Raw genomic sequence first — 20,769 nt, 5'->3', positions numbered from 1 at the left:
CTATAAAAATGAGACAGCTCGCTTTCTTTCTACTACTCTTTATAATATTATCGCAACGGATGATATTCCACAAAAGCCTCTATCGCCTCGTATGAAGCCAAACCAAGACTGGTATATAAGTCTGCCGTTGCCTTATTTCGGTCTTCTGCCCGTTGCCAGAAAAGACGTTCGTCATCACCAAGGAACGGAGCACTCTCCATTTGCGACTGATGTTTCAAAATAGAATTCCGTTTTTGACGTAACTCTTCCGGACTGATAGGCACAGCCATCTCAATATGGTCGATTTCCCATTCTGCCCATGCACCGCGATACATCCATATACGGCAATTCTTCATCCATTCCTCATCCTTGATATCGTCAATAGCCGCAAGAACCGCATCCAAACAAACACGATGAGTGCCATGAGGGTCGGCCAAGTCTCCGGCAACAAAAATTTGATCCGGCTTAATTTTCTCAAGAAGATCCTTAACAATATCTCTGTCCGCCTCGGTCAAATCTCCTTTTTTAATTGTCCCCGTTTCATAAAACGGCAAATTCAGGAAATGGACATTTTCCGGTTTTACACCGATATAATTACATGCAGTACGCGCTTCTCCCTGACGAATCAATGTTTTCAGATGGCGAATATCGGGTGTATCTATGTCCCCGTCTTTTTTCTCTTTTACAAATTTGGTTATTTCCGCATGTTTAGCCATAAATTCCGGAGTATCGAAGCAAAAATCTTTTGCGATTCCCCCCATAAGCATTACATAACGCATCATATCTTCGTCTCCGACTGCGATATTTCCCGATGTTTCATAAGCAACATGTACATCATGATGTTGATCTACCAGACGTTTTAATGTACCTCCCATAGAGATCACATCGTCATCAGGATGCGGACTGAATACAATAACTTTCTTAGGATAAGGTTTCGCCCGTTCGGGTCGGAAAGTATCATCGGCATTCGGCTTTCCACCCGGCCACCCGGTAATAGTATGCTGCAAATCATTAAATATTTTGATATTTACATTATATGCAGAACCGAAAAGCGCCAACAATTCGCTCAAACCATTATCATTATAGTCTTTATTCGTTAATTTCAAAATAGGTTTGCCCGTAATGCGACAAAGCCATACGATAGCCCGACGAATCAATTTATCATCCCATTCGCAAGAAGTAACTAACCAAGGAGTACTTAAACGTGTCAGGTGTTCTGCTGAAGAAAGATCTAAAACGAATTTAGACTCTTTATGGGATTGCAAAAAACTTGCCGGAACTGTATCGGATGCAGGAGCTTCGATCGCTTGTCTCACATAGGGACTTATTGTCTCGCCCCAACCTACGACAATCACTTTTTTCGCACCCAAAAGAGTCGAAATACCCATCGTGATAGCACTATGAGGAACGGCCTCATTGGAGTGGAATAATTTTGCAAAATTGTGGCGAGATTCGCTACCTAACAACATCAGACGTGTAGAAGAATTGATTTGAGAACCCGGTTCGTTAAATGCCAAATTCCCAGAAGGACCAAACTCCACCAATGTAAGATCAAGTCCGCCTAATGTCTCGATTTTCTTTTCATAATCTTTGCAAAAATCGAAAATCGACTCTTTAGCAATAGTTCCATCCGGAGTATATACATTTTGAGGATCGATATCTATCAAATCGATCAATACTTCATGCAATAACTTTGATGTTCCGGGAGCATCTGCCTCTAATGGAAAAAACTCGCTGACATTAAATATAATAGTATTAGAGAAGCTTAAACCTTCATTTTGATGCATACGCACCAATTCGCGATATACACCATGAGTTCCAGCTCCTGATCCTAATGCTAAAACACAAAAACGTCCCTCTTTCTCACGGGTACGCATTAAATCGGCAACTTCACGAGCTACTTGCAATGCTCCCTCTTCGGAGCTTTCATAAATTTCAGTAAAAACTTTTTCAAAACGCGTAAGAGCGGTAAGTTCAAACGCATTATCCGGCCGATAGTAGCGTTTCGGCGTTCTGTCTAATTTGATTTGAGAGCTTAAATTTGCTTTCATAGTATGGGGTTTATTAAATTTAGAGTAACAAAGATATATATTATTACCCACAAAAAGTACATTCATTTTTATAAAGGTTGTGCCAAAAACAATAATTTGATACGATTTTACCTTATTGTATCGTTTTTAATAGTTAAATTTACGTACTTTTGAAACAAGTTTGAATAAAACATACAAAAAGGAAATATCAACAAACATATAATAATATACTATGAGATTAATTATTCAACCGAACTACGAAAACGTATCGCGTTGGGCAGCCAATTATGTTGCCGCCCGGATCAATGAGTTTAATCCGACAGAAGAAAAACCCTTTATCTTAGGTCTGCCGACCGGATCTTCACCTCTGGGAATGTATCGGAACTTAATCGATTTGAACAAAAAAGGAATCGTATCATTCAAACATGTAATAACTTTCAATATGGACGAATATATCGGACTCCCGAAAGATCATCCCGAAAGTTACCACTCTTTTATGTGGAATAATTTCTTCAGCCATATCGACATTAAACCGGAAAATGTCAATATATTGAACGGAAATGCTGAAAATCCTGAAGAAGAATGTGCCCGATACGAAGAAAAAATAAAATCGTTAGGAGGTATAGATCTTTTCTTAGGGGGGATCGGCCCGGACGGACATATAGCATTCAATGAGCCGGGATCTGCTCTTACTTCACGTACTCGTGTCAAAACCTTGACTCATGACACGATTATTGCAAATTCAAGATTTTTCAATAATGATGTGAACTTAGTTCCGAAAACAGCTTTGACAGTAGGTGTCGGTACGGTAATGGACGCTAAAAGTGTCTTGATTATTGTCAATGGACACAACAAAGCTCGTGCATTGCGTCATGGTGTCGAAGGAGGTATCAGCCAAATGTGGACAATCAGTGCTCTGCAAATGCATCCTAAAAGCATTATTGTTTGTGATGATGCGGCTACTGACGAATTGAAAGTCGGAACATATAAATATTTTCTCGATATAGAAAAAGATAATTTAAATCCGGATTCTTTGCTCTAAATCAAAATAAACCAAGCAATAAAAGAGACGCGATCAATAAATTGATCGCGTCTCTTTTATTGCTTGATAATCAATTTATTTATAATCTTCAAGATTAGTCAAAGCCATATCCCCCGATTTATTGAATTCTTGATGAAAGGCAAAACATGCTTTCAAATTATGTGGAGTATGTCCACCTTTTTCAAGTTTAAGATAATCCCACAATAATTGTTTATACATAGGATGAGCACAATTTTCAATAATCAACTTCGCTTTTTCGATCGGAGATTTTCCCCGTAAATCGGCGACCCCTTGTTCGGTCACCAAAATACTCACCGAATGTTCACTATGATCGAGATGCGACACCATTGGTACGATAGCACTGATTTTTCCGCCTTTGGCAACAGAAGGACACGTAAAGATCGATAAATAGGCGTTACGGGTAAAGTCTGCAGAACCTCCGATACCGTTCATCATCTTATTACCGGTGACATGGGTACTGTTTATATTCCCGAAAATATCGGCTTCAAGAGCCGTATTTATTGTTATCAAACCAAGTCGTCTTACAACTTCAGGACTATTGGAAATTTCTCCCGGACGTAATACGATCTTGTCTCTGAAAAAGTCTATATCTTGATAAATTTCATCTAAAACGGCCGGACTGACAGTCAATGAACATCCGCTGGCAAACTTACACTTACCGGTTTTCATCAATCCGATAACGGCATCCTGTATTACTTCGGTGTACATTTCAAAAGCCGGAACATCCGGGCTATTTCCCAATCCGCCTAATACGGCATTTGCAATGTTTCCTACGCCAGACTGCAACGGTAAAAACTCTTTGGGAATCAAACCCGCTTTTAGCTGAGAAACTAAAAAGTTGCAAACATTATCTCCAATACGAGTTGTCACCTCGTCTGCCGGAGCAAATTCCTTCACACCATCCGGAAGATTTGTCTCCACGATTCCCACAATCTTTTTCGGATCTACTTGTATATAAGGTTTACCGATACGGTCACTGGGTTTATACACCGGAATTTCACGCCGGTATGGAGGATCGGCAGGTTGATAAATATCATGAAATCCTGCTAACTCCTTCGGGTTATGACTATTAAGCTCTATAATAATCTTATCGGCGAGCTGGCATACTGTAGGTGCTATGCCTACACCTGTACCCAATATGATTTTACCATCTTCAGAAACATCTGTAGCTTCAATAACTGCAACATCGATTTTTCCTAAAAAACCATATCTCAAGTTTTGAGCCAGATGAGAAAGATGCATATCATAATAAGACATTTCCCTGCTGTTTATCACATTCCGGCTATCTTTATGCGATTGATAGGGTGTACGGGTCTTTATCGCTTTAGCTCTGGATAAAGCCCCATCAAGGGAATCATTCGTTGAAGCTCCGGTAAAAACGCCGATTGCAAAAGGACGTCCGGCATCGTGTTCTTCTTGTGCCTTTTTTGCTATTGCTGCGGGCACGACTTTAGGTGTTCCCGCAGCCGTGAAACCACCAAATCCCACATTATCATCGTGATGAATATATGAGGCGGCTTCTTCTGCCGAAATAACTTTAAATGACATATTTGTGTTAGATTTTATATGAACCAATTGTGTTTTTAATTTTCAGAACTTTTTTGCCAAAATTTCAGAAGCAATTACAGCTTTTCGAAGCTCATCCGAACCATAAGGCAGTAACTCCGAATTATTCGGAATATTATAAGCATCATCCGAAATAGTGGATTTCTTTTTTACGTTCTCGGAAATCTTTTTTGAAACTTCCGGTTGAGAAGATGATTCTATATTCGTAATCTCTATCTTCTTCTTTTCTTTTTCAGCCTTCACAACTGGCTGTACAGGAATCTGCTGTGAAGGTTCTGAAGGGAACAGATCCTCCCACGTCAAAGGACGATTTACCGGATGTTTTATCTCTTCTTCCGGAATATACGCTTCATCCTGATCTATCTTTTTTTTATTGGCATCAATTTGCTTCTGTGCACTCTTAGCAATCGCTCTGACGATAAATATAAAAATAAGAAGAACGTAAATCCACAAATTCTCCATAGCTTTTCGTATTTTTGTTCCCAAATGTACAAAATAAAGCTGATAAACAAACGGAAGACTTTCAAAATTTATATCAAAGCTATCAGATATAACAATCTGAAGATCGGTTATGTAAAGTCGATATGAAACAGATCATAAATAAAGGTCGGTTAAAAACGTCTATATAAATTTAAATCGACGATATAAAAAAATTAAGGGCAATTTCACAACTGCCCTTAACAGATTTAACCTAAACCTTAACTATGAAAAAATTTCATATATTGTTAGATGCAAAAGTATAAATAAATTTTTAAAAGCAAGCATTATATATTATTTTTTGTTAGGTTTTTATCTAAAAAAAATACATAATACCATTTCTAACTATAAAAATATATCCAAATGAAAGAAAACTCCGAAGCAGACTTTAAATCTGCGACCGAGCAGGCAACAGAAAAAAAACTGTTTATCGAAACTTACGGTTGTCAAATGAACGTAGCCGATAGCGAAGTTGTAGCTTCTATTATGCAAATGGATGGATATGCACTGTGCGACTCCATCGAGGAAGCCGATGCTATTCTGGTTAACACCTGTTCTATTCGAGATAATGCCGAACAGAAAGTTTTATCCCGTCTTCAATATTTCAACTCTTTACGCAAAAAGAAAAAAAATCTGGTAATCGGAATACTCGGTTGCATGGCAGAACGGGTAAAAGAAGAATTATTAGAGAAACATCATGTCGACTTAGTCGTAGGTCCGGACGCCTACCTTGACCTACCCAATTTGATCGGAGCTGTAGAGCAAGGGGAAAAAGCAATTAATGTAGATCTTTCAACAACAGAAACTTACAAAAACGTAATACCTAAACGAATCGGAGGAAACCGCATTTCAGGGTTCATCTCTATCATGCGAGGTTGTAACAATTTCTGCTCTTATTGCATTGTTCCTTACACTCGTGGACGCGAACGTAGTAGAGAGCCCGAAAGCATACTTAAAGAATTGAATGACCTGAAAGACAGAGGATTCAAAGAAGTAACTTTATTAGGTCAAAATGTAAATTCGTACATATTCATCCGACCTGACGGTGAAAAAATAGATTTTCCGGCATTACTCGCCTTAGTTGCAAAAGAAGCTGGTTCTGGAATACGCATAAGATTTACGACCTCACATCCCAAAGATATGAGCGATGATATTTTATACACGATTGCTGCAAACCCGAATATCTGCCACCATATACATTTACCTGTACAATCAGGAAGCAACCGCATTTTAAAATTGATGAATCGTAAATATACCCGGGAATGGTATCTCGACCGAATCGCCGCTATTCGCCGGATAATTCCCGATTGCGGGATTACAACAGATATGTTCAGCGGATTTCATTCTGAGACGGATGAAGATTTTGCAGAAACCTTATCCTTAATGCAAACAGTAGGCTTCGACGCTTCTTTCATGTTTAAATATTCGGAGCGTCCCGGCACATACGCTTCTAAACATCTGCCGGATAATATTGCAGAAAAGATTAAAATAAAACGATTGGAACAAATGATCGATCTACAAAATAAACTATCTGCAGAGAGCAATAAACGGGATATAGGCAAAACTTTCGAAGTTTTGGTTGAAGGATATTCCAAACGTTCGAGAGAAGACCTGTTCGGACGCACCGGGCAAAATAAAGTTGTCGTATTCCCGAAACAAAACTACCATATCGGAGATTTCGTGCAGGTAAAAATCACGGATGCCTCGTCAGCAACATTATTAGGGGAAGCGGTAAATTAATCTATAAAAAACGCATATAATAAATATTGTATGCGTTTTTTATTATTCTACGGATAAGAATTCCTTCCATATATCTTTTATTGTCTTACGCAAAATCGGATGATACAAATCCGGAGCGATTTCGACAAGAGGTTCAAGAACAAAACGCCTTTCCTGCAAAAGAGGATGCGGCAGTTCTAATCGGTCGTTTTTTAATATCTCAGTATTAAAAAACAAGATGTCGATATCAATACAGCGGTCCTGATATGAACCATGACTTTTTATTTTACGTCCTAAATCTTTCTCTATGGACTGTGTCAAATCCAATACAGAAATAGCATCTTGTTCTGTATCGACTCTTAAGGCAGCATTCAAAAAGGGATATCGGGAAATAAATCCCCAAGGTTCGGTTTCATAAAAGGCGGATAGAGAAATAACTTTCCCTATCCGCCTTTCTATCTCATCTACCGCACGAGTCAAATAATATTTCCGGTCTCCCAGATTAGACCCCAAAGCGATATAAACAATATTCATTTCCTATATTTTAAATGATCAACATAGCATCCCCATAAGCACCGAACCGATAACCTTCTTTCAATGCCTTGTCATACGCATCAAGTACAAGATCATACCCTCCGAATGCAGCTACCATCATCAACATGGTAGAAAGCGGCATGTGGAAATTGCTGACCAAACTGGTTGCCACCGTAAAATCATAAGGCGGAAAAATAAACTTGTTAGTCCAACCGCTATAAGGCTTCATGTGACCATCGGTACTTACCGTGCTTTCGATAGCTCTCATCACAGATGTTCCCACAGCACAAACTTGTCGGTTTTCGTCTTTTGCCTTATTTACAAAAGCGACCAACTCGGGCGTTACCAACATTTGCTCCGAGTCCATTTTGTGCTTGGTAAGATCTTCCACATCTATTTCACGGAAATTCCCTAAGCCGGAATGAAGCGTAAGAAATCCGCTCTCTATTCCTTTTATCTCCATACGTTTCAATAGCTCTCGGCTAAAATGCAATCCGGCAGCCGGAGCGACAACAGCACCTTCATTCTTTGCAAAAATATTCTGGTAACGATCTACATCATCCGGTTCTGCAGGACGATTTATGTAGCGGGGAAGCGGGGTTTCTCCCAACTTATAAAGTGCTTCCTTAAATTCTTCATGAGTACCGTCAAACAAGAACCGCAACGTACGTCCTCTCGATGTCGTATTGTCTATGACCTCGGCCACCATCGAATCATCTTCACCGAAATACAATTTGTTCCCGATGCGGATCTTTCGTGCCGGATCGACCAATACATCCCACAAACGATTTTCCTCATTCAATTCACGCAACAAAAATACTTCGATCTTCGCACCGGTTTTTTCTTTATTCCCGTATAATCTTGCCGGAAAGACTTTCGTATCGTTAAAAACAAAAACATCTTTATCATCGAAATATTCAAGTATATCTTTGAATATACGATGTTCTATTTCACCTGTATTACGGTGCACGACCATCAAACGCGATTCGTCTCTGTTTTTTGCCGGGTATTTAGCTATCTGTTCCTCGGTAAGCTTAAATTTGAATTGCGATAATTTCATTTGTATATCAATTTTATTTCCGAAAAAGCACTGTTCTCTTTTAAAAAGACATCACTTCATGCCGGAATATTCTACTTTATTTTTCTTTACTATCAACCTCTGTAAAAACAGCCTTTTCGACCAGTTCATCGATCTGGTCGACCTGCAAACAATCTTCCAGACGGATATCACCTACTCGGGTACGAACCAAACCGATCAAATGAGCTCCACTGCCCAACGCCTGTCCGATATCCCGTGCTAAAGCCCGTATATAAGTACCCTTACTGCAAACCACCCTGATTTTTATTATATCAGACTGATACTCGAGCAATTCTATCTCATCTATAACAAGCTCTTTCGCTTTCAGTTCTACATCTTCACCTTTACGTGCAAAATCATAAGCTCTCCGTCCATCGATCTTGCATGCGGAATAAACCGGAGGAACTTGTTGAATAGAACCGACAAACTGCCTTAAAACCGTTTCTACACCTTCACGGGTTATGTGTCCGGTCGGATAAACCGCATCTATTTCCGTCTCCCTGTCAAAAGATGGTGTTGTTGCTCCTAACTGTAAAGTTGCAACATATTCTTTTGTCTGGTACTGAAAACTCTCTATCAACTTCGTCGCTCTCCCGGTGCAAATTATCATTACCCCCGAAGCCAACGGATCAAGAGTCCCGGCATGTCCGACCTTTATCTTCTTTATTTTCAACTTTCGCGAAATCCGCGTACGCACTATCTTAACCAGCTTAAAAGAGGTCCAATACAGAGGCTTATTGAAATAGAGAACTTCTCCTTCTAAAAAATTCATCAGCTTATTTCCAAATTATACCCTAACAACATCAGCACAATGATGATACCCCCTACGATAATACGGTAATATCCGAATGCTTTGAATCCGTATTTCGTCACAAAACTGATAAAAAATTTAATTGCCAATAGAGCCACGATAAACGCTACTACATTACCAACTATCAAAGTCAGTAAATTATCTTGCAATACCTGCATTCCATTTTCGGAAGTCAACAGTTTCAATAATTTATATGCCGTAGCTGCAAACATGGTAGGGACAGCCAGAAAGAAAGAAAATTCAGCTGCATTCTTACGGGTCATTTTCTGAGCCATTCCTCCGACAATTGTCGCCATCGAACGAGATACACCCGGAATCATAGCGATACATTGGAACAACCCTACATTGAAAGCTCTCTTCAACGTCATGGTCTGATCGGGTGTCGTTTTACTGAACCACTTATCGACAAACAGCATTACAATACCCCCGATAACCAGCATTACGGCAACAACCGTAACGCTTTCGAGCATCTCGTCTATTTTGTCACTGAACAATAATCCGAAAAACGCAGCAGGTATAAAAGCGATAAACAGCTTCCAATAAAAATCGTATTTATATAAAAACCGTTTGCCATATTCTATCCAACGGGCAGATCCTTTTTTTCCAGAAACTGCTTCTGAATCGAATATTTTACAAGGATTTAACTTAAAGAACCGTTTCCAATATAATACGACTACCGACAAGATCGCCCCAAACTGAATAATCACAGTAAATGCTTTTACGAAGTCACTGCTCGGGACTCCTAATATATTCTGGGCTATGATCATGTGACCGGTAGAAGAAACCGGGAGAAATTCGGTCAATCCTTCTACAATCGCTATAATAATGGTCTGAAACCAACTTAATTCTTCCATATACTATCGTACTGCGTTTTATTTCGATTTTTTCATGATTGCGTAAATCATAAACACAAATCCGGCAAACGCAATACCGGGGGCTAATACGATACGTCTGAAACTGAAGATATCCGGATTATAATGTTCCGGAGTAGATCCGGGACCTGCCATCAAAGCAAACCCCAAAATAATCACAGCAAAAGCGACACCGATCAAAATCAGGTTCTGCTTCCCTAATGCAAAATCTTTTGTATCCATCTATATTTATTTTCTATGGTTCTAAACATAATATAAATTATCCCGATCCATCCGGATATAACGATTTACAGCAAACCATGCAGAAATCGCAGTAAGCACAACTCCCAATAAAAGTACAATCACAAATACCCAGAAAAGAGAGTTGATATCGATCAATGTGTACAGATTATCAAATTCGGTCAGCAAATAATAGACACACCCGGAGAGTAAAGCCATTGCTATAAATGCACCGATAATTCCGTTTATGATATTGGATATGATGAACGGTTTACGAATAAAGGCAGGAGTCGCTCCTACTAATTTCATAGTATGAATAATAAAACGCTTAGAATAAGCACTGAGACGTATCGTATTACTGATCAAGGCAAATGATATAAGCATCAGCACAACGGCTAACCCCAAAAGCATGAAACTTATGCGACGAATGTTGTCATTTACCAATTGTATCAAGTCTTTCTGATAGACTATATCATCGATCGCTACAGTTCCTTTCCTTAACCCTTTTTCGATCCACGTCAGGCTATCCGGATGAGCATAATCCGAACGAAGTTTCACCTCGATGGAGGCTTGCAACGGATTAAAGCCCAATAAATCTTTCGGATTTTCACCTAATTCGACCTCCAGCTCTTTCAAAGCATCCTCTTTCGATATATATTGAGTCGCTCTCACATAAGGAGCTATATCGAGTTTTTTTTGTAACTTTTTAACCTGCGATTCTTTCACATCCTCTTTCAAAACAATAGAGAATCCCATGTTTTCCTTCACATACATCGAAAGACGTGTTGCCAATATACCCATAAGAACAATGATTCCCAAGATAAAAAGTACCAAGGAAATACTGATAGTCGAGGTCAGGCGCGCATTAAAGAACGTAATATGTCGTCCGGATTTCGATTCGCTCATTACTTTATTCGCAATAATTCAAAAATACAGCATCGAAAAGCTCAGGAAAGAAATCTAAGAAATAGAATCATATATACAGAAATACCGATAGTCTTTTTAAAAAAATTCCCGAACCGGGTAACCGATATGATTTTACCAATTAACGATATATTTTGTTTTACTTTCTATCTCTATTATTCTCAGACTTCCGCGACACCTCAATTATAATTAAAATAATATAAGTACGCTTTTACCCGAAATTTGAGGCAAAATAACAAATAATAAACGAATTACGGCATTTTTATTTACTATTTTTAACAAATTATTATCTCAACTTATTTTTTTCAAAATAAGGTCCTGCAATATGACGGAAGAAAAAGAATCCTAACACAACTAATACCAATGCAAATGTATAGGCCGCCGTATAATTCGACATATCGGCAATGCTTCCTCCGATCAAGACTCCTAAACCTAACCCCAAGTCCCATGCGGTAAAAAATGTAGAATTTGCAGTACCTCTTTGACTATGAGTAGCTAAATTGATAAAAAGATTCTGAAATGAGGGACAAATCAGCCCATATCCCATTCCTAAAACAGCAGCAGAGAAATAGTATCCCACAGGAGATTTCAGAAAAATAAAGACAGAGTAACCGATAACAAGAAACATAATTCCTACCGTTATCATATTGACAATCAATCCCCTATTCAGATATTTACCGGTAGTAAGCCGGGAAAATATAAGGCCGAAAGCCATCAGCATAAAGTACAACCCTGTACCCGAGTCTATTCCTACCTCCTCTTTCCCATATATGGCCAGATAAGTAGAAAGGACTCCGTAACTGAACGAGAGAAGGCAAAGAGAGATCGCTCCGGATACTCCTTTCACCAATAAAAAACGGTCGAGAGAGACATGTTCTTTTTCCGGCTGCATTTCAACGGAACGCTGTTTCAACGGCATTTTTATGGCAGTAATCAAAATGAAACCCAATATACAGGAAAACAAGGATAATAAAAATATCGAATCATAATTGCGGAATGCATCCAATATATATAATGATACGGTGGGACCCATCGCCATTGCTAAATTACTGCTTACACCATAATATCCGATCCCTTCTCCCCGCCGTGAAGACGGCATGACATCAATCGCCACAGTGCTGTTCGAAACGGTTACCATGCCGAATGCCAGACCGTGCATCGCCCTTATCACAGCAAAAAGGATCAATGTTCCGGCAAGCAAATATCCCCCGAAAAAAAGAGTAAATACTCCATAACAAATCAATTGTAACGGCTTACGAGGAAATGTATCGACCATATATCCTGCAAAAGGGCGGACAAAAAGGGCCGTTATCGTATAGGAAGAAAGTACAACTCCTACAGTTGCCTTATTCGCCCCGAACTGTTCTATCAAATACATAGGCAATACAGGTAACAACAGATAAAAAGCAAAAAACAGAAGAAAATTACCTCCGGCCACCGCTAAAAAGCTCCGAGTCCACAGCTTATCTTTTATCATAACACTTTCGATTTAGCACAATAATTTTCCGCATCTTGTGTCAAAAGCCATCTCAACGGAAAAATTCATGAATTTTTCGATGCAAAGGTAATAGTTTTCAAACAAAAATATTCAGCCGTCTCTTTGACTGTTTAAATTCTCCGATAAAGAAATTCGGTCAAGGTCTTCTTTACATTTTGTTTCGACAGTTATATCCGATCATAAAGCACAAGTTGAGACTCAGGTCCCATATTAAACAGCAAATCGAGAATGCTGGCATCGGGTATAAAACCCAACTTCGATGAAAAGACCTGATAATACGGTTGCAGACGAAATCTTTTATCAATCTCTTTTTTAGGATGTATCACATCTCTGAAATCATCTGTTTCGCTTCCTGTATAATCAACATATTCATCGCTATAAACAACATTGGGCGTTATTTCTAACAATCTGCATATTGTTTCCCGCAAAGACTCGTTCAAGTCGAATAGGAATGTCCCGGATAATTTTTTTTCAAAAAATGGAATAATATCATCTTGATAATACTCAAAAAAAGGAGAAGAACCGTATGCCGAAACAATAGCATTCCAATGCATGTGTTGCCAATTATCATGGTCAGAAATGCGAATATCCCGAGTAAGACACTTCGCCGTATCGGGCTTGATCACTGGAACAGAAAGAGGAATCAACCCGTTTGCACTGATTATATTGCAACGGTTACGATAAGTTTGCTTTACATAATTACAGCATTTCTCCACAATTATATGATCTCGGTTACACAATGTTTTATAATAAGAAACCGGAGCTAAATAAGCTGTAGAAAGACAAGCTGAAGTCATAATCAAAGAAATTTAAAAACACGGTCGAGACGAAAGCCTTTATAAAAAGGCTTACCGGAATCGAAGGAGAACCAAACGCAACTACCTTTACCGACCAGATGAGAATGGGGAAGAGCACCAAAACTTCGCGAATCCGTTCCCATCTCACGATTATCTGCTAATACCCAATAGTAAGGCTGAGAAAAACGATATGAAACAATTTCCGTTTCTCCTTCATAAATTCTTCCGTCACGCACTTGTACTTCTCTCCCTTCATATATACTCATCAACTGAGCTATAAAAGAAGCATTCTCGGCATTCACCGATGTAGCTTCTCCAAATGAAGGAAGCACAATCTGAAAATTATTGCGATCAAGATTAACTCCTTGTAAAAGATCAGGAGAAGCCAATAGGCTCTTGACTCTAAAATAGTCGTAACGAGACAAAAAATAGAGACTTTTTTTCCCAATCTTCGTTGAAACAGGATTGATATTCAACTTTAAAAACAAAGAATCTATCACCGACTTTACCGAATCGGCGCAGAAATAAGCATCAATCGCACGGAGTGGTTGAGCGACAATATCTCCATTAATACGTAAAATTCCTCTTTGCAAACTTACCGTATCTCCGGGAAAGCCAACGCAACGGGCGACTGTAATTTTTTTTCGATCTACCGGAATATCTCTTTCTAAAGAAGGAATATTAAAAACGACAATATCATTACGATCAGGGAATTTTCTGAAAAGATATATTTCAGGAATCCCCAAAGAAAAATATGAACGGATTTTCAATCCGGGAATCGTATCATGATAAAACGGTAATGAAAAAGGTGTTTGGGGCATACGCATACCATAACAACTTTTCCAAACCCAGAGATGGTCACCTTCTAACAGAGTATTTTCCATCTGATTAGCCGGAATACGAAATGATTCAGCACAGAAAGACCGTAAAAGCCATACCGACAATATAATTCCGACAATCAGCTTCCACGGAAATTTTCTCTTCTGTACATCTTCACTCTTCATGGACGGTTAATCCTTTGTCACGCATTTAAAGAAGCGCCCGAAACGAATACGACCGTCAAACCAACCTCTGTCTTTATCGATAGACAACCAGACAAATAACGGCTTGCCAACTATATGATCCTCAGGTACAAATCCCCAACTACGACTGTCCGCCGAATTATCACGGTTATCACCGAGCATCATGTAATAATTCATCTTAAATTGATACGTATCGGTCTCTTTCCCATTTATATAAATCTTTCCATCTTCCCTTACCTGCAAGTCGTTTCCCTCATAATTACGAATCACCCGTTCATAAATAGGCAGATTGTCTTGTGTAAGCTTCAACACAGCACCCCGTTCGGGAATCCAAACCGGTCCATAATCGGCTCGAGTCCATTTCTTATAATATCCTAAAGGGTAAGTATCTCCACCGAAATCTCCCGGTTCGGGAACTATTTTTGTTATAAACTTATAGTTTTTCAACTTATTTAAAGCTTCTTGAGTAAGGGGGAGACGATAAACCGGATTGAATCCCATATCGGCATTTCTCGGGAAACCCAAATATTCAAGAACATTATCATAACCACGATCTCCGCTAACGAGGAAACGATCGTCTTCACTGACATTCAATTCTCTGAAATTAGCTTCCCCCAGCCGAATATCCGGACTACTGGTCATTACGTAATAGTTAAGCTGCATTTCTTTAGGGTTTTTCAACGGTTTCCCATCGATATATACCTGATTATTGCGAACTTCAAAATTATCTCCGGGCATTCCTATACAGCGTTTTACATAATTTTCCCGACGATCTACCGGACGATAAACGATATCACCGAAAACTGCCTTATTATTGTTTACTGTTTCCCAACCTTCATTATAACAAAGCGTATAATAATCGGGATTCTGAACCTTTAATGCCACCGTATCGCCCGCCGGAAAATTAAATACGACAATGTCGTTGCGTTCTACCTGTCCCAAACCTTTCAGACGATGGTAAGGCCACTGCGGCCACTCTATATAGGACTTTGTGTTAATAATAGGCATCGTATGTTGTGCCAACGGAAAGGACAAAGGCGTATTCGGAACACGAGGTCCGAAACTTAACTTACTGACAAACAAATAATCCCCGACCAAGAGAGTCTTTTCGAGAGAAGAAGACGGGATTTTATAATTTTGGAAAAAGAACGTATTAATCAGATAAACGGCAACCAAAGCATACAAAATAGCATCGACCCACTCCATCGTTTTACGAGTAGCTTTATTTTTCGACTTCTTCCAAAACGTCCAAGGAATAAATCGAGTAATATATATATCGAACAAGACCAACAGTCCCGGCAAAATATAATAATTGTCAAGCCATATCGCAAAAGCTATATAAGCAATACATGCTATTGAAAAACGTATCCACCGACTTTTGCGTACACCAGACAAGCGACCTTTTTTCGGGGCTTCTTTTTCTGGAGATATGATTGTTTTTTCTTCTTCCATTATAATCGCGTGTTAATATTGTTTTTAAAACTTAAGCATGTCTTGCATCGTCAAAAAGCCTTTCTTGCCACAAGTAAATTCTGCGGCAACAACTGCACCCAAAGCAAACCCCATGCGGCTTTTGGCATCGTGAGTAATGCTGATCGTATCTACGTCCGATTCGTAAATAACCGTATGTATTCCCGGAACTTCACCTTCTCTTATTGAACAAATTTCTATCTCATCCTTTGCAGCTTCTTTTCCTTCAACCCATCTACTTTTCCGTTCTATATTATCGATCAGACCTTCTGCCAAAGTAATTGCCGTACCGCTGGGAGCATCTAATTTATGGACATGATGTGTTTCTACCATTCTCACATTATAAGCCGGAAAATCATTCATGATCTTTGCCAGATATTTATTGAGGGCGAAAAAAATATTTACTCCTAAACTAAAATTCGAAGCATAAAAAAAAGTCTGACCGTTTTTACAGGCTGCTTTTATTTCTGGCAGATGTTCGAGCCACCCCGTCGTACCCGAAACAACCGGAACTCCGGCAGCAAAAGCCCTGCGATAATTATCCATTGCCACAGCCGGCATAGAAAACTCTATGGCTACGTCAGCACTCTTGAATGCATCGGACGCAAAATCCTCCTGATTATTCACATCAATGACGGACACGATCTCATGTCCTCGCTGAAGGGCTATTTGCTCAATAGCATGTCCCATTTTTCCGTAACCTATTAACGCTATTTTCATCTGTTGTCTTTCTGTTTTAAAACATCTCACAAATCATCCGGCTTTTGCCGAATATTCTTTAATTTGCAAATATAATAAATTCAATCTGAAATTTCGATCTCAAAGATTTTTTCCGAAAATTCACAACATCCGGATAATCCTTTGACCGTCAAAATTATGATTCAATGGAAAAGTTGTTATATTATGTGTGGGAACATCGCCTTTTCGATAGTCAGAACTTGTTTACGACAAAAGGCGAAAAAATAGAAATTATCGATCCGGGACACCGAAATTCAGACTCCGGTCCTGACTTTTTCAATGCCAAAATCCGCATAGGAGAAAAGTTATGGGCAGGAAACGTCGAAATACATAAAAACGCCTCCGACTGGAAACATCATAATCATGACCATGATAAATCTTATGACTCGGTAATACTGCATGTCATAGAAAACGACGATACGGAAATAGTACGTTCTACCGGAGAAATTATACCCCAATTCATAATACGATATCCGGATATAATTAAAGACAATTATGAATTATTAATCCGTCAGGATAGTTTTCTTCCCTGTGGAGATCGCCTGCATGAATTACCAGTCCTTTTTTTGACAGACTGGATAACATCTTTAGCGATGGAACGCCTTCAGGAAAAAGCCCGACGAATATGCAACTGGTTAGAATCTTATAGAGGAAATTGGGAAGAAGTATGTTATATTACTTTATCCCGAAGTCTGGGTTTCGGTACCAATAGCGATGCCTTCGAACGGCTTGCCCGCAGTTTACCCTTACTGTTTATGCAAAAACATGCCGATTCTCTGTTCCAAGTCGAAGCTTTTCTTTTCGGACAAGCCGGATTACTCGACCCGGAATATTTTCCGAATGACGCTTACTACCAAAGAATGGTAAACGAATATGCATTTCTCAAGAATAAATTCGGTCTTTCTCCTTTAAATCCGGAATGCTGGAAATTCGCTCGACTTCGTCCGGCAAATTTTCCTCATCAGCGGATCGCTTTACTAGCACAGCTTATTCATCAAGGATTTTCCTTGTTTACACAAATTCGTGAAACGAATGATGAAAAATCTTTCCGACGACTGTTCGAGCTCTACCTAAACGGATATTGGGATACTCATTACTCTTTCGGACAGCCGTCTCCACAACGACCTAAAGCTTTGGGAAAAAATGCGGTAGATATTTTATTGATCAATACGGTAGCCCCGTTATTATATGCTTATGGAATAAAAATCGGAAACGAGGTTTATAACGACCGAGCCATGAATCTGCTGGAAAATATAAAAGCCGAACAGAACAGAATAATCCGGTATTTTTCCCAAGCAGGAATCAAAACCGATAATGCACTTGACAGTCAAGCTCTGATACAGTTACATACGGCTTATTGTGTACCTAAAAAATGCCTGTATTGCCGGATAGGGCACAAATTATTATCAAGCCCGATAAATCGTAAATAGAATATAACAAATCTCATTTCAGAGATTATTTAAGAATCGTTTAAATTTTCGTAAACCTTTTCTTGTTTTAATATGTTATTTCTAAGGAATACCCCAAATCGGAATTTCTTCAGAGACAGCACATTCTCAAACAGCATAAATTATATTTTTGTATGAAAACAATTAAAGGTACGATCACAGAACAAAATTTATTGAAAGCATTCGCCGGTGAATCTCAGGCAAGAAATCGCTATTCTATTTTTGCAGAGGTGGCTAAAAAAGAGGGTTATGAACAAATTTCCGGAATTTTTCTTGAAACTGCAGATCAAGAAAAGGCTCATGCAAAACGTTTTTTCGATTATCTTGAAGGTGGTATGGTAATGATTACTGCCGACTATCCTACCGGACCTGTCGGCAATACAGCCCAAAACTTACTGGAAGCAGCAGAAGGGGAAAAACTCGAATGGTCTTCTCTATATGCCGATTTCTCAGGAATAGCTGCCGATGAAGGTTTTAAGGATATTGCCGCAGCGTTTAAGATGATCGCTAAAGTGGAAGAGTTCCATGAATGGCGTTACCGTAAATTGCTTGCTCGGGTAGAAGATAAAATGGTATTCAAACGCGAAGAGCCCATTAAATGGCAATGTCGTAACTGCGGCTTCGTTCACGAAGGAAAAACTCCTCCCGAAAAATGTCCGGCATGCCTGCATCCGAAAGATTTTTTCGAACCTAAACGAGATAATTATTAATGGTGTATTTACGGAGCTCTACGGTTGTCTGAAATTTCGGACAACCGTATTTTTTTGACTATAAATATATTATTATCGTTCTTATTGCATAATAATTTATTTTTCTTATTTTTGTAAAATTAAGAATCCATAATGCAATCTCTATACATGAAAAACTATTCGATATTATATTTTCTAACGGTTATATTCTTTGCATGTAATAGTAAATCCGGTTCTCACAAAAGCACCGAACCCTCCGACTCTGCCCAAATTATCAAAATACAGAATACGATCGATACCACCGTTAATGGAGTAACTTTTAATGTTTCTTCCGTAAAACCGGCAGACTCTTTACTAAAGACATATCCGGTAAAAGATATGATGGAGTTGAAAATAGAGAAAAAAATATCTTTTTTACCGGATGAACATAAAAATGAACGCCTCATATATACTCGAAACAATGGATTTATAGAAACTTTACAATATTGCTATGACGAACACAGGCCGCTGAAACTGAGTCCGGACCATATCTGGACTTTGATCTGTCAGGCGACATCGATACACATAAACCAACATTATGATTCTCTTAAAAATATCATCTTTATAGATGAAAAGAAAGAAGAACTTATCATTCGAAACGACAGCCTCGAAAAAAATGCAAAATATTGGGGAACATTGATAAAGAATTTTTGCAATGAAACCAAGAATTATACCCGTAACGACCTTTATGATTTCTTTGTTCCGAACTTTTCGACCACAACCCCAGTTCAGACAACCGTTTACCAAATAACCCTTCTGGAAAGTTACAAAAAGAAATTCTCTTATGTAGGAGAAACCGGATGCGGTATTCCGAAAATAACAATTACGGGAACTCGAAAAGATTGGGTATGGATATTCGACCATCTATCTGATCTGGACAAACTCGGATTAACATGGTGGGGAGAGGAACTTAGACCTATAATAAAAGAGTTTATCAACGTTTTCGATGACAAAATCAATATCCCATTCTGGAATTCCATATATAAAGATGCCGCAGAATACGGAGCATTCTATATATCGGGTTGGATTATCAAGTTTTTTCCATATTTGCCGACAACAGGAGAGGATTTTTTAGGATATACTTCCGAAGGAAGTGCCAAATACGAGTTGGTATATCGCCTGAATCCCTATTTGCATGGAAACGATTACAAATTATCTACATTAGGAACAGAGAGTTTTCCCTCCGGTTTATCGCAAATAGACATTGAATGGATAAATTATTTTAAACGAACATTAACACAGATGGAAGCTTATTCCGGATTTTTCGGGGTGAAACAGTCACAAGATAAAACGCTCGAACCGTTTATTTCCTGGCTCGTATGCAAAAAAGATACTTCAAAAGTAAAAATGGATGTATCCGACGTATTATCTCTATCCCCTAAACATCACAACGATCCGCAATTATGGTCTCCCAGAATATGCAATGAATACACCGATTCGGCTATATATGACATTAAAAGATTCAAATCGCAGCAAGCAAGTCTTTTATTTATACGCAACGAATTGAACCGGAATAAAGAGAAATACCAACAACTGAATAATATCGATTTTTCCGGAGATACATTGCGTTTCGTCATAACTTGTGACGGTTCGGTAGCTCAAATAAAACTGAAAGGCCGCAATACGGAAAATAAGAAACTCATCGACTTTTTCGAAAGGGAGTTGACGACTTTACCTGAATCATGGATGCCCGCTCTCGCTCATCCCGATAAGGTCCTCGATTATTTCGATTTTTCAGAAGAAGAACTGAAATTGAAAGTAAAAGCCAATAGCGAATTGGAGATCATATTTTAGAC

General features: G+C 38.8%; 19 protein-coding genes. 5 read left to right on the top strand and 14 right to left on the bottom strand.

Annotated features, from left to right (window positions below):
- Positions 1 to 47: 47 nt before the first annotated feature.
- Complete coding sequence (locus tag Q0093_RS05265) at positions 48 to 2,030, bottom strand: glucosamine-6-phosphate deaminase (protein WP_294178019.1); 1,983 nt, start codon at positions 2,028 to 2,030, stop codon at positions 48 to 50.
- 211 nt (positions 2,031 to 2,241) lie between these two features.
- Here Q0093_RS05265 and nagB point away from each other — a divergent pair, with 211 nt between their 5' ends.
- Positions 2,242 to 3,051 (top strand): glucosamine-6-phosphate deaminase, encoded by an 810-nt coding sequence (gene nagB, locus Q0093_RS05260; protein ID WP_294178021.1) that lies wholly within the window; start codon positions 2,242 to 2,244, stop codon positions 3,049 to 3,051.
- A 75-nt stretch (positions 3,052 to 3,126) separates the two neighbouring features.
- Here the strand turns inward: nagB and Q0093_RS05255 are convergent, their stop codons facing one another.
- Together Q0093_RS05255 and Q0093_RS05250 are read right to left on the bottom strand one after the other, a co-directional pair.
- Positions 3,127 to 4,620 (bottom strand): acetyl-CoA hydrolase/transferase family protein, encoded by a 1,494-nt coding sequence (locus Q0093_RS05255; protein WP_297928797.1) that lies wholly within the window; start codon positions 4,618 to 4,620, stop codon positions 3,127 to 3,129.
- A gap of 42 nt (positions 4,621 to 4,662) precedes the next feature.
- Positions 4,663 to 5,100: a hypothetical protein gene (locus Q0093_RS05250; protein ID WP_294178027.1), complete on the bottom strand. Its 438-nt coding sequence runs from the start codon at positions 5,098 to 5,100 to the stop codon at positions 4,663 to 4,665.
- 378 nt (positions 5,101 to 5,478) lie between these two features.
- Between Q0093_RS05250 and miaB the strand changes: the two genes are divergently transcribed.
- On the top strand, positions 5,479 to 6,855 hold the full coding sequence (gene miaB, locus Q0093_RS05245) for a tRNA (N6-isopentenyl adenosine(37)-C2)-methylthiotransferase MiaB (protein ID WP_297928795.1): 1,377 nt from the start codon (positions 5,479 to 5,481) through the stop codon (positions 6,853 to 6,855).
- A gap of 42 nt (positions 6,856 to 6,897) precedes the next feature.
- On the opposite strand, the gene folK is transcribed toward miaB, so the two are convergent.
- The 11 genes from folK to dapB form a co-directional block, all read right to left on the bottom strand.
- Positions 6,898 to 7,368, bottom strand: coding sequence for a 2-amino-4-hydroxy-6-hydroxymethyldihydropteridine diphosphokinase (gene folK, locus Q0093_RS05240; protein WP_297928793.1), 471 nt, complete (start codon positions 7,366 to 7,368; stop codon positions 6,898 to 6,900).
- A 10-nt stretch (positions 7,369 to 7,378) separates the two neighbouring features.
- On the bottom strand, positions 7,379 to 8,428 hold the full coding sequence (queA, locus tag Q0093_RS05235) for a tRNA preQ1(34) S-adenosylmethionine ribosyltransferase-isomerase QueA (RefSeq protein WP_022391235.1): 1,050 nt from the start codon (positions 8,426 to 8,428) through the stop codon (positions 7,379 to 7,381).
- A 76-nt stretch (positions 8,429 to 8,504) separates the two neighbouring features.
- Entirely contained in the window at positions 8,505 to 9,218 is a 714-nt protein-coding gene (truB, locus tag Q0093_RS05230; RefSeq protein WP_294178036.1) for a tRNA pseudouridine(55) synthase TruB, read from the bottom strand.
- Complete coding sequence (locus tag Q0093_RS05225; RefSeq protein ID WP_294178038.1) at positions 9,218 to 10,111, bottom strand: undecaprenyl-diphosphate phosphatase; 894 nt, start codon at positions 10,109 to 10,111, stop codon at positions 9,218 to 9,220. Before Q0093_RS05225 ends, truB begins: the two co-directional genes overlap by 1 nt.
- A gap of 18 nt (positions 10,112 to 10,129) precedes the next feature.
- Complete coding sequence (locus Q0093_RS05220) at positions 10,130 to 10,351, bottom strand: DUF3098 domain-containing protein (RefSeq protein WP_294178040.1); 222 nt, start codon at positions 10,349 to 10,351, stop codon at positions 10,130 to 10,132.
- 21 nt (positions 10,352 to 10,372) lie between these two features.
- On the bottom strand, positions 10,373 to 11,254 hold the full coding sequence (locus tag Q0093_RS05215) for a permease-like cell division protein FtsX (protein ID WP_294178041.1): 882 nt from the start codon (positions 11,252 to 11,254) through the stop codon (positions 10,373 to 10,375).
- A gap of 304 nt (positions 11,255 to 11,558) precedes the next feature.
- Positions 11,559 to 12,749, bottom strand: a complete 1,191-nt coding sequence (locus Q0093_RS05210) for an MFS transporter (RefSeq protein WP_297928788.1) — start codon at positions 12,747 to 12,749, stop codon at positions 11,559 to 11,561.
- 188 nt (positions 12,750 to 12,937) lie between these two features.
- Positions 12,938 to 13,567 (bottom strand): WbqC family protein, encoded by a 630-nt coding sequence (locus Q0093_RS05205; RefSeq protein WP_297928786.1) that lies wholly within the window; start codon positions 13,565 to 13,567, stop codon positions 12,938 to 12,940.
- 2 nt (positions 13,568 to 13,569) lie between these two features.
- On the bottom strand, positions 13,570 to 14,571 hold the full coding sequence (lepB, locus tag Q0093_RS05200) for a signal peptidase I (protein WP_297928784.1): 1,002 nt from the start codon (positions 14,569 to 14,571) through the stop codon (positions 13,570 to 13,572).
- 6 nt (positions 14,572 to 14,577) lie between these two features.
- On the bottom strand, positions 14,578 to 16,041 hold the full coding sequence (gene lepB / locus Q0093_RS05195) for a signal peptidase I (protein ID WP_297928782.1): 1,464 nt from the start codon (positions 16,039 to 16,041) through the stop codon (positions 14,578 to 14,580).
- Positions 16,042 to 16,065: 24 nt separating this feature from the next.
- Positions 16,066 to 16,779, bottom strand: coding sequence for a 4-hydroxy-tetrahydrodipicolinate reductase (gene dapB / locus Q0093_RS05190; protein WP_294178051.1), 714 nt, complete (start codon positions 16,777 to 16,779; stop codon positions 16,066 to 16,068).
- 164 nt (positions 16,780 to 16,943) lie between these two features.
- Here dapB and Q0093_RS05185 point away from each other — a divergent pair, with 164 nt between their 5' ends.
- The 3 genes from Q0093_RS05185 (at position 16,944) to Q0093_RS05175 (ending at position 20,767) form a co-directional block, all read left to right on the top strand.
- Positions 16,944 to 18,227 (top strand): DUF2851 family protein, encoded by a 1,284-nt coding sequence (locus Q0093_RS05185; protein WP_297928780.1) that lies wholly within the window; start codon positions 16,944 to 16,946, stop codon positions 18,225 to 18,227.
- 152 nt (positions 18,228 to 18,379) lie between these two features.
- Positions 18,380 to 18,955: a rubrerythrin gene (rbr, locus tag Q0093_RS05180; protein WP_297928778.1), complete on the top strand. Its 576-nt coding sequence runs from the start codon at positions 18,380 to 18,382 to the stop codon at positions 18,953 to 18,955.
- 147 nt (positions 18,956 to 19,102) lie between these two features.
- Positions 19,103 to 20,767 (top strand): DUF4419 domain-containing protein, encoded by a 1,665-nt coding sequence (locus Q0093_RS05175; protein WP_297928776.1) that lies wholly within the window; start codon positions 19,103 to 19,105, stop codon positions 20,765 to 20,767.
- Positions 20,768 to 20,769: the final 2 nt, after the last annotated feature.

It is taken from the genome of uncultured Coprobacter sp., from assembly GCF_947855755.1.
GTDB lineage: Bacteria > Bacteroidota > Bacteroidia > Bacteroidales > Coprobacteraceae > Coprobacter.
This window is presented reverse-complemented; position numbering and strand designations above follow the sequence as displayed.